A 1,785-nucleotide genomic window follows, 5' to 3' on the forward strand; every position below is an offset into this window, starting at 1 on the left:
ACTTAGTCACAAAGCCGAAAGTGCTTAATTTTGTACTTCAAATGCGTAAGTCCTACTTAAGAAAAGAGCTATAATGAGCTTGAAACTTTTTACGTCAAATTATTTTTTGCTTGAAAAGAATTTTTTGTATAATTTATTTAATATAATTTCATGCGTCTTCGGTTAAGAGAAGAATCATGATAAATTGCCCTATTTCTGCGATATATCTCGAAAACATATATTGATATGAAGTTGGAGCAAGGTATCGATTTTAGTTTAAGTGTTCAAAATTTGAGACTAATTTTTGCTCTAAAATCGATAGCATACAGGCAAGAAAATTTCTTAACCGATGACCAATGAATATAATTTGTACTATTATTATGTACTGGAGTTGGGGAATAAAGGGGTATCATCAAAATAAAAGAATCTCCTGGGGTTGCTGATCCTTCTTCGAATTGCTTGCTTGGGGGAGCATAACATTCGAAGGGATTGTATTGGGGGATATAGTAGATACAGCCCCTCTGGGCTTCTTCTTGCATTACATATCCTGAAGATTCCCACCAAATTTGATGATGAAAATTCAAGAGGTTTTATTCACGAGAGATCTAAAATTCTGTCCAAAATGCCATGCCGACCTGAAAGTTAGCTCAGACGGCAAGATCTATTACTGTATTGTTTGCAAATACTGGACAAAACTGGGTCCTATAAGACTCGATTAAATAATGATTTATACCAGGAGTCTGCATGAAAAGTGCATAGATTTTTGAATCTTCTGTGATTGTCAAAATGCACTCTGCAAGCTGAAACAGACCAGCCTATCACCCACATTAAATACCGCAAACCCACCTGAAGCCCTACAAGTCCTTCTGAGCAAAAACAGAAGTGTTATCAAACCTGGAACAATTAATCAGGCCTCTGATCGTGAAAACTGTTTTGAAACTCTTATTGATGAGGAAATAAGTTTCAATCCTTAATCTAGCAGACCCTGATCATAAATATTTGAATTCAAATCATGGAACTATCACCTATTGGTATACCATAGTAGATTGCTAATGCAAAATAAATTATCATTAAAATAAGAATCAGAGCTTCAAGAATAGAAGTAATTTTAGTTGCAATCTTGTCATCCATATAATCCTTGATTTTGATTATTTTACCATTCTTTGGACAGTCTGTAACTCTAACTTCTCCGATATTATCATATAGTCGCCCCACAATTACTGAGAGGTATTTAAGAATAGAAGGAACAATAATAAAAGGAAAAATAAAAAAAATGCATATAAATAATGGGCTTAATGCTGCCAAAACAAACCAAATTGACTGAGGGTAGATAATGGATGCAATGGCTACAACGAGAAAAATAATAACAAATAAACCCAAAAAAACGGAAGTATAAAACTCTCTACGGTCCATTACATCACCAAAAATGACTGCCCTTTCTTTATCAATATACATTGTTTTGTCTAATGGACAACTGTTTTTCTTTTCATTTTGTTGTGTGCAATGAATAGTTTGTTCAGACTTCATATCTATAGGATAGTAAAATAACAAAAAGTAATATTAAACAACTCCATACAGGATGTTGCTTGAGCCACTTAACGTATTTGTCATAAGATTCTCTTTTCAGATATTTCATCGCTAACACAAAATTAAAAACATTAAAGAGAAATAGGTAATCTATAAATATTTCTTCCCTCGTTTCAACAATCCAGACATTGTCATAATTAAGCCAGTTAGTTATAATATGGTCAAGCAGGTATATATCTGTCTCTTATACACATCTCCGAGCCCACGAGACGGACTCCT

Annotated in this window: 1 protein-coding gene; it reads right to left on the reverse strand. The window is 33.6% G+C overall.

The features are described 5' to 3' along the window. Window positions 1-984 precede the first annotated feature (984 nt). Window positions 985-1,506 carry a hypothetical protein gene (locus EO95_RS03915; RefSeq protein WP_156163969.1) on the reverse strand — a complete coding sequence of 174 codons (522 nt, stop codon included), beginning with the start codon at window positions 1,504-1,506 and terminating at the stop codon, window positions 985-987. Window positions 1,507-1,785 lie beyond the last annotated feature (279 nt).

The organism is Methanosarcina sp. 1.H.T.1A.1 (assembly GCF_000979295.1).
Taxonomy (GTDB): Archaea; Halobacteriota; Methanosarcinia; order Methanosarcinales; family Methanosarcinaceae; genus Methanosarcina.